At 68.9% G+C, this 8,586-nt stretch carries 6 protein-coding genes, 1 pseudogene and 2 riboswitches; of the genes and pseudogenes, 6 read left to right on the top strand and 1 reads right to left on the bottom strand.

Translation table 11 applies throughout. The features are described 5' to 3' along the window. A partial coding sequence (locus tag OG453_RS41220; RefSeq protein ID WP_266873856.1) for an MBL fold metallo-hydrolase occupies positions 1 to 815 on the bottom strand: 815 nt, incomplete at its 3' end. 116 nt (positions 816 to 931) lie between these two features. Here OG453_RS41220 and OG453_RS41215 point away from each other — a divergent pair. The 6 genes and pseudogenes from OG453_RS41215 to nrdE all read left to right on the top strand — a co-directional run. Then, positions 932 to 1,567 (top strand): annotated as a pseudogene (locus OG453_RS41215) (SulP family inorganic anion transporter); the annotation flags it as partial. Positions 1,568 to 1,583: 16 nt separating this feature from the next. Further along, complete coding sequence (locus OG453_RS41210) at positions 1,584 to 2,315, top strand: 3-hydroxybutyryl-CoA dehydrogenase (protein ID WP_266873907.1); 732 nt, start codon at positions 1,584 to 1,586, stop codon at positions 2,313 to 2,315. A gap of 80 nt (positions 2,316 to 2,395) precedes the next feature. Further along, positions 2,396 to 2,544, top strand: a riboswitch (cobalamin riboswitch). A gap of 180 nt (positions 2,545 to 2,724) precedes the next feature. Then, positions 2,725 to 5,043 carry a 5-methyltetrahydropteroyltriglutamate--homocysteine S-methyltransferase gene (gene metE, locus OG453_RS41205; RefSeq protein WP_266873854.1) on the top strand — a complete coding sequence of 773 codons (2,319 nt, stop codon included), beginning with the start codon at positions 2,725 to 2,727 and terminating at the stop codon, positions 5,041 to 5,043. 93 nt (positions 5,044 to 5,136) lie between these two features. After that, a complete protein-coding gene (locus OG453_RS41200) occupies positions 5,137 to 5,436 on the top strand; it encodes a hypothetical protein (protein WP_266873852.1) in 300 nt (99 codons plus the stop codon). A gap of 102 nt (positions 5,437 to 5,538) precedes the next feature. Beyond that, positions 5,539 to 5,763, top strand: a riboswitch (cobalamin riboswitch). Positions 5,764 to 5,933: 170 nt separating this feature from the next. Then, complete coding sequence (gene nrdI / locus OG453_RS41195; RefSeq protein WP_266873850.1) at positions 5,934 to 6,377, top strand: class Ib ribonucleoside-diphosphate reductase assembly flavoprotein NrdI; 444 nt, start codon at positions 5,934 to 5,936, stop codon at positions 6,375 to 6,377. Further along, positions 6,374 to 8,545, top strand: a complete 2,172-nt coding sequence (gene nrdE / locus OG453_RS41190; protein WP_266873848.1) for a class 1b ribonucleoside-diphosphate reductase subunit alpha — start codon at positions 6,374 to 6,376, stop codon at positions 8,543 to 8,545. Before nrdI ends, nrdE begins: the two co-directional genes overlap by 4 nt. Positions 8,546 to 8,586: the final 41 nt, after the last annotated feature.

Here is an 8,586-nt window from a genome sequence, read left to right as displayed (position 1 = left end):
GGTGCGGTCCGCCGCGACGCCGGGATGACCACGGTTCCCTTGCGGGCCAGGGTCCGTCCGATGACGTCGGCGAGGACCTCGGGCTCGGCGGAGTCTTCGTGCTCCCGGTTGCCGTAGGTCGACTCCATCAGCAGAGCGTCGGCGCCGGAGAACGGCTCCGGAGGGCGCAGCAACGGGTGCCCCGGACGTCCCAGGTCCCCGCTGACAGCGAGTGTGTGCCCGTCCTCCAGCGTCAGATGGGCCCAGCTGGAACCGAGGATGTGCCCGGCGCGGTACAGCCGGAGCCAGGTGTCCTCGGCGATCTCGGTGACAGCGCCGGTCCGTACAGGGTCGAAGAGCGCGAGCGTGCGGTCGACGTCCTCGTCGGTGTGGAGCGGCCGGGCCGGGTCGTGTCGCGACCAGCTGTGGCGGTTGGCATGGTCGGCCGTCTCCATCTGCAGCTGGGCGGAGTCGCGGAGCACGATCTCGGCGAGCCTCGCGGTGTACGCGCTGGTCACGATCTGCCCGCGGAAGCCGTTGCGGACAAGACGGGGGAGATATCCGCAATGGTCGAGGTGCGCGTGCGTCAGCACCACCGACCGAATCGACGACGCCTCGTAGGAGGGACGACGCCAGTTGCGGCGCCGCAGCTCCGCGGGCTCCTGGAACAGACCGCAGTCGACCATGATCCGTGCGTGGTCGCTCTCGACCAGGAACTTGCTGCCGGTGACCGTTCCCACTCCGCCGAGGAAGGTCAGGAGGGCCGGCCTGGCGTGTTCGGGCGGTGCGCCGGTGTCCTGGCGCAGGGCGTCCGGGGCGATCGCGGAGAGGTCCACGGCGGGTGCCTCCAGACAGCGTCCTTCGTGTGCCTGCGTACTTCTGCTTCCATGGTCGCCCCGTTCCGGCGTGTTCGACGGGGCCGGGTGTACCCCACTGCGGGACCGACAGGTCCATGCGTCGTCACCACGGCCGGGCACACGCTGAACAGCGAAGCAGCTCTCGCACAGGGAAGGCGGCGGCGCCCATGGCCGAGCCGCGCCGACGAGGCGCTGCCTTTCTGGGCCGAGTGGCGCCGGGACTGACGGTTCTGGCCCACTACCGGCGTGCGGATCTGCGAGGTGATCTGCTCGCCGGCCTCACCGTGGCCGCGTATCTGATCCCCCAGGTGATGGCTTACGCCGTGCTGGCCGGTCTGCCTCCGATCACCGGTCTGTGGGCGGCCCTGCCCGCGATGACCGTCTACGCGTTGCTCGGCTCGTCCGGGCAGATCGACGCGGGGTACGGCCCGTACTTCTACCTGCCCAAGCTGGAGAACCAGGACGAGGCGCGGCTGTGGAACGACGTCTTCGTCCTGCCCGACCGGGCCAAGGTCACCATGCCCGCCCCCTTCATGCGCGCCTACACCGCACTCCTGGTCCGCACCTGCCACAAGCGCGGCGCGCATGCCATCGCGGGTATGGCGGCCCAGGTCCCGGACAAGGCCCCGGAAGTCAACGAGGCCGCCTTCGCCAAGGTCCGGCTCGACAAGGAACGTGAGGCCGAGGACGGCTTCGACGGCTCCTGGGGCGCCCACCCGGCGCTCGCGCCCGCGTGCCGCGACGTCTTTGTGCGAGGCGGACGCGCTCGCCGCCCGCGCGGCCCGCGAGCGCATCGCGGCCTCCCTCGAACGGGCAGTGGAACGTGGCAAACTCGACCGCCTTGGCGCCGAGCACACGCTCGCGCGCCTGACCTTCACCGGCACGCTCGACGACCTGGCCGACCGGCAGCTCGTCATCGAGGCCGTCGTGGAGAACACCGAGGCCAAGACGGAGGTCTTCGCCGCCCTGGACAAGATCGTCGAAGATCCGGAGGCGATCCTGGCCACCAATACCTCCTCGATCCCGGTGATGCGCCTCGGCATGGTCACCCAGCGGGCCGACCAGGTGCTCGGCCTGCGCTTCTTCAACCCGGTACCTGTGCCGCCCCTGGTCGAGATCGTGACTTCACTGCACACGGCCCCCCAAGTGGCCGAGACGGCACGGGACTTCGGCACCCACGTCCTGGGCGAGAGCGTGGTCCGTTCACAGGACCGGGCCGGGTTCGTCGTCAACGCGCTGCTCATCCCGCACCTCCTCTCGGCGATCAGGATGGCCGAGTCCGGCTTCGCCACGGCCACCGACGTGGACGCCGGCATGGAGCTCGGCTGCGCCCACCCTATGCGTCCGCTCAAGCTGGCCGACCTGATCGGCCTGGACACCGTCGCGTCCAGATCCGAATCGCTGAGGCGCCAGGAAGAGGGCGCGTACCAAGAGGCAAGGACCGCGAAACCATGCTGCATCTCACCGTCCGCCATGTGACCCGCTGATCCGCTGACGAGCGACTGCGTCTAGTCTGGCCGGGCAGCTGGTTCGCCCCGTCCGCCAGGCGGGACGCGTCGTAAGAGGGAACCCGGTGGGAATCCGGGACTGCCCCGCAGCGGTGAGCGGGAACGACCGCCGTCACATGCACTGGGCCCGGCCGGGTCTGGGAAGCGACGGCCAGTAGGTGTCCTCCACACGGAGGACGTGCTCGCGAGTCCGAAGACCTGCCCGTTGCCCGCGCGCGACCGTTCGTGCGCGGAATCCCGGTGACCTCGAGGGCGGGTCGGCGACCATCTGCAACGGACACGTACCCATCCGGGTGCGGCTGTTCCGTTCGGTTTGTCACCCCTTCGCGCCCTGGTCCGTCATCGGGACCTCAGGGATTCATCTCGTGAAGGAGATCTCCGTGACCACCGAGTCCGCAGCCGCGGCAGCACGCGCCACCGTGTACGGCTACCCCCGTCAGGGCCAGAACCGTGAACTGAAGAAGGCCATCGAGGGCTACTGGAAGGGCCGCGTCACCGCGGACGCCCTGAAGGAGACCGCCCGCGATCTGCGCCGTACCAACTGGCAGCAGCTCGCCGAGGCCGGCATCCACGAAGTGCCCACCGGTGACTTCTCGTACTACGACCACGTCCTCGACACGACCGTCATGGTCGGCGCGATCCCTGCCCGGCACAGGGCGGCCGTCGAAGCCGACGCACTCGACGGCTTCTTCGCGATGGCCCGGGGCAACCAGGACGTGGCGCCCTTGGAGATGACCAAGTGGTTCGACACCAACTACCACTACCTGGTCCCGGAACTGGGCCCGGACACGGTGTTCACGGCCGACTCGACCAAGCAGGTCGCGGAGCTCCGTGAGGCCATCGCGCTGGGTCTGACCGCCCGGCCCGTGCTCGTGGGACCCGTCACGTACCTCCTGCTCGCCAAGCCCGCCCCGGGCGTGGCCGCGGACTTCGACCCGCTCACACTCCTCGACCGGCTTCTTCCCGTGTACGCCGAGGTCCTCTCGGACCTGCGCGCGGCCGGGGCCGAGTGGGTTCAGCTGGACGAGCCCGCGCTGGTCCAGGACCGCACCCCCGCCGAGCTGAACGCCGCCGGGCGCGCCTATCGCGACCTCGGGGCCCTCACCGACCGGTCGAAGCTCCTCGTCGCCTCCTACTTCGACCGGCTCGGCGAAGCCCTGCCGATCCTGGCCAAGGCGCCGGTCGAGGGCCTGGCTCTGGACTTCACCGAGGCGGCGGCCGCCAACCTGGACGCGCTGGCCGCCGTGGGCGGGCTGCCCGGCAAGCGCCTGGTCGCGGGCGTCGTCAACGGCCGCAACATCTGGATCAACGACCTGGAGAAGTCGCTCGCGACCCTGGGCACGCTGCTCGGTCTCGCCGACCGGGTGGACGTGGCGGCCTCCTGCTCGCTCCTTCACGTACCCCTGGACGCGTCGGCCGAGCGGGACATCGAGCCGCAGATCCTGCGCTGGCTGGCCTTCGCCAAACAGAAGACCGCCGAGCTCGTCACCCTCGCCAAGGGACTCGCGGGCGGCACCGGCATCATCACCGCCGAACTCGCCGCCAACCGCGCCGACCTGGCCTCCCGGGCCGCCTCGCCCATCACTCACGACGAGGCCGTACGAGCCCGGGCCGCCGCCGTCACCGACACGGACGGCCGACGCTCCAAGCCCTACACCGCGCGGGCCGAAGCCCAGCGCGCCCACCTCGGTCTGCCGCTCCTGCCGACCACGACCATCGGTTCCTTCCCGCAGACCACCGAACTGCGTACCGCCCGCGCCGACCTGCGCAACGGACGCATCGACACCGCGGGTTACGAGGAGCGCATCAAGACTGAAATCCAGGAGGTCATCTCCTTCCAGGAGAAGACCGGCATCGACGTCCTGGTGCACGGCGAGCCCGAACGCAACGACATGGTCCAGTACTTCGCCGAACAGCTGACGGGCTACCTGGCCACGCAGCACGGCTGGGTCCAGTCGTACGGCACCCGTTATGTGCGACCGCCGGTCCTCGCCGGGGACATCTCCCGGCCCGAGCCGATGACGGTGCGCTGGACCTCGTACGCCCAGTCCCTGACGTCGAAGCCGGTCAAGGGCATGCTCACCGGTCCTGTCACCATGCTCGCCTGGTCCTTCGTCCGCGACGACCAGCCCCTCGGCGACACCGCCCGCCAGGTCGCCCTCGCCCTGCGCGACGAGGTCAACGACCTGGAGGCGGCGGGCACTTCGGTCATCCAGGTCGACGAGCCCGCCCTGCGCGAGACGCTGCCGTTGCGAGCGGCCGACCACCCCGCCTACCTGGACTGGGCCACGGAATCCTTCCGCCTCAGCACCAGCGGCGTACGCGACGAGACCCAGATCCACACGCACATGTGCTACGCCGAGTTCGGCGACATCGTCCAGGCCATCGACGACCTCGACGCCGACGTCATCAGTCTGGAAGCCGCGCGCTCGCACATGCAGGTCGCCCGGGAGCTGGCCGCGCACGGTTACCCCCGAGAGGCCGGACCCGGCGTCTACGACATCCACTCCCCGCGCGTGCCAAGCACCGAGGAAGCGGCCGCTCTGCTGCGTACAGGACTGGAAGCCATCCCGGCCGAGCGGCTGTGGGTCAACCCCGACTGCGGCCTGAAGACCCGCGGCTGGACCGAGACCAGGGCATCCCTGGAGAACCTGGTCACCGCGGCCCGCACCGTACGGTCGGAACTTCCGGAGTCCTGAGGTGAGCCGAGGGCCGGGAGGGGCTGCCTGCTCCTCCCGGCCCTCCTCCCGATGGGGTCACTGTTCGTCCGCCGCAGGGGGGAAGGCGCAGCTGTGAAGAGGGAGCCACGTCATGTGGTCGTCGACGGCGAGCCGTTGGTGGCCCTGACCGACCACGACTTGGAGAACTTGCTGGCCATGCGCAGGCAGCTCGGCGCCCAAGGCGTCAGGCTGCGCTCCGTGAGAGACGCTTTGGCCGATCTGACGGACTTCGTCGAAGAGTTGGGCGACGCGCTCGCGGAAGACGGCCGGAGTGACGATCTCGACGGTCTGCTCGCCGACCTGCCGGAGCGTGTCCGACGCGCGCGCAGAGTCGCCGGCGGCCGGGGCGCCAAGCTCCGCAACGAGCCCTGACCGACCCCGGGAACCCGCTAGTAAGGCTTACCTTAGTAAGTCGCGCATCGCAAGCGTGCGACACAACATCTGGCCGGCCTTGCCGCCGCGCCAACTAGATGTAGTGTTGCCCTCGCTGGTGGTTCGCCGGGTACTCACGTGTCCGGCGAGGCAAGAGGGAACCCGGTGGAAATCCGGGACTGCCCCGCAGCGGTGAGCGGGAACGACCGCCGTCACACGCACTGAGCCGCATGAACGGGGCTTGGGAAGCGACGGCCAGTAGGAACTCTCCGGACACGGAGAGTGCGCCCGTGAGTCCGAAGACCTGCCACTGGTGCGTACGCCGACCGGCGGTGTGCGCGCTCCGAGGCCCCGAGGGAGGGCCGCGTGGCCGTCGTTCGGACTTCCGGTCCGGTGTGCCCTCGTGTGCCGCCGTCCCGATGCCCGCCTCGCGCGCCGCCCTCTCCCCACCCGGTCCTCGGACTTGAGACGGGAACGAGCGAGAGGAGGCGAGGCTGATGTGCCGTCTCGTGTATTTCTCCAGCGTCTCGGAGAACACCAAGCGTTTCGTCGAGAAGCTGGGCCTGCCCGCGACACGCATTCCCCTGCACCCGCGTCGCGACGGCATGCCCGAGGTCACCGACCCGTACGTGCTGATCGTGCCGACCTACGGCGGCGGCGAGCGCGCGGGAGCGGTGCCCAAGCAGGTGATCCGCTTCCTGAACATCGAGGCCAACCGGGAGCTCCTGCGCGGGGTCATCGCTTCCGGCAACACCAACTTCGGCGCGGACTACTGCCTGGCCGGCCGGGTCATCTCGGCCAAATGCGGGGTCCCGGAGCTGTACCGATTCGAACTCCTCGGCACGGACCAGGACGTCCGCGCCGTCAGGGAAGGACTGCAGACGTTTTGGACACGACACTCAGCGACGGGGCAACTGGAGCGGACGAGGCGAGTGGCATGAGCACCCTCACCACGGCGGTCACGATTCCCGCGGCACAGGAGCGCGAGTCGGTCGGGACGCGCAAGGACTACCACGCGCTCAACGCGATGCTGAACCTGTACGACTGCGACGGCCGCATCCAGTTCGACCAGGACCGCGAGGCCGTGCGCCAGTACTTCCTCCAGCACGTGAACCCCCAGACGGTGGAGTTCCCGACGCTGCGGGAGAAGATCGACTACCTGATCGACAACGACTACTACGAAGCCGATCCGATCCGGCGCTACGACTGGGCGTTCCTGGAGGGCCTGTACCGGCAGGCTTACGCCCACGAGCACCGATTCCGCACCTTCCTCGGCGCCTTCAAGTACTACACCTCGTACACGCTGAAGACCTTCGACGGCTCCCGCTACCTGGAGCGGTACGAGGACCGGGTCGTCGCCACCGCCCTGTATCTCGGCGCCGGCGACGAGCAGTTGGCCTCCCGGCTCGTGGACGAGATGATGACCGGCCGCTTCCAGCCGGCCACGCCCACCTTCCTCAACGCCGGAAAGGCCCAGCGCGGCGAGCTGGTCTCCTGCTTCCTCCTGCGCGTGGAGGACAACCTGGAGTCGATCGGCCGGGGCATCAACTCCGCGCTGCAGCTGTCCAAGCGCGGCGGCGGCGTCGCACTGCTCCTGACGAACCTGCGCGAGCAGGGCGCCCCGATCAAGAAGATCGAGAACCAGTCGTCCGGTGTCGTGCCGGTGATGAAGCTGCTCGAGGACTCCTTCTCGTACGCCAACCAGCTCGGCGCGCGACAGGGTGCGGGCGCCGTGTACCTGCACGCCCACCACCCGGACATCATGCGGTTCCTGGACACCAAGCGGGAGAACGCGGACGAGAAGATCCGCATCAAGACCCTCTCCCTCGGCGTCGTCGTCCCCGACATCACCTTCGAACTCGCCAAGCGCAACGAGGACATGCACCTGTTCTCGCCCTACGACGTGGAGCGCGAGTACGGAAAGCCGCTCTCCGACCTGTCGGTCAGCGAGCACTACGACGATCTCGTGGCCAACCCGCGCATCCGCAAGACCACGCTCAGTGCCCGCGAGTTCTTCAAGACGATCGCGGAGCTGCAGTTCGAGTCCGGCTACGCGTACCTGCTGTTCGAGGACACGGTGAACCGGGCCAACCCGATCCCCGGCTGGATCAACATGTCCAACCTGTGCTCGGAGATCCTCCAGGTCAACACGCCCAGCACGTACGACACTTCACTCGGCTACGAGACCGTCGGCAAGGACATCTCCTGCAACCTGGGCTCGATGAACATCGCCGCCGCGATGGCCTCCCCGGACCTCGGCGCGACGGTGGAGACGGCGGTACGCGGCCTGACCTCCGTGTCCGACCAGTCGGACATCGACGCCGTGCCGTCCGTGGCCCACGGCAACGACCTCTCGCACGCCATCGGCCTGGGCCAGATGAACCTGCACGGCTGTCTCGCCTCGCAGCGCATCCACTACGGCAGCGAGGAGGGCGTCGACTTCACGAGCATGTACTTCTACGCCGTCGCCTACCACGCGCTGCGCGCCTCGAACCGGATCGCCATCGAGCGGGGTACCGCCTTCGACGGGTTCGAGCACTCCGCGTACGCCGACGGCTCGTACTTCGACAAGTACACCGAGCAGCTGTGGGCGCCGGCCACCGAGCGCGTACGCGTGCTGTTCGCGGAGGCAGGGGTGCAGCTGCCGGACCAGGGCGACTGGCGTCAACTGCGGGAGTCCGTACGGGAACACGGCATCTACAACCAGTACCTCCAGGCCGTCCCGCCCACCGGCTCCATCAGCTACATCAACGACGCCACCGCCTCCATCCATCCGATCGCCTCCCGGGTGGAGATCCGCAAGGAGGGCAAGCTCGGCCGCGTCTACTACCCGGCGCCGCACATGGACAACGACAACCTGGAGTACTTCCAGGATGCGTACGAGATCGGCGCGGAGAAGATCATCGACACGTACGCGGCGGCCACCCAGCACGTCGACCAGGGCCTGAGCTGCACGCTGTTCTTCCGGGACACGGCCACCACGCGCGACCTCAACAAGGCGCAGATCCAAGCCTGGCGCAAGGGCATCAAGACCCTCTACTACATCCGGCTGCGCCAGGAGGCCCTGGAAGGCACCGAGATCGAGAACTGCCTGTCCTGCGCCCTGTGAGACCGCCCGCCCCCGGAACCCGTGGAAGCCCCGAGCCTGTG

It is taken from the genome of Streptomyces sp. NBC_01381 (assembly GCF_026340305.1).
Lineage (GTDB): Bacteria > Actinomycetota > Actinomycetes > Streptomycetales > Streptomycetaceae > Streptomyces.
This window is presented reverse-complemented; position numbering and strand designations above follow the sequence as displayed.

What these genes read in the sequence shown, in the direction of transcription:
- nrdI (WP_266873850.1), top strand. Translation starts at nt 5,934, where the DNA reads ATGTGCCGTCTCGTGTATTTCTCCAGCGTCTCGGAGAACACCAAGCGT.
- nrdE (WP_266873848.1), top strand. Translation starts at nt 6,374, where the DNA reads ATGAGCACCCTCACCACGGCGGTCACGATTCCCGCGGCACAGGAGCGC.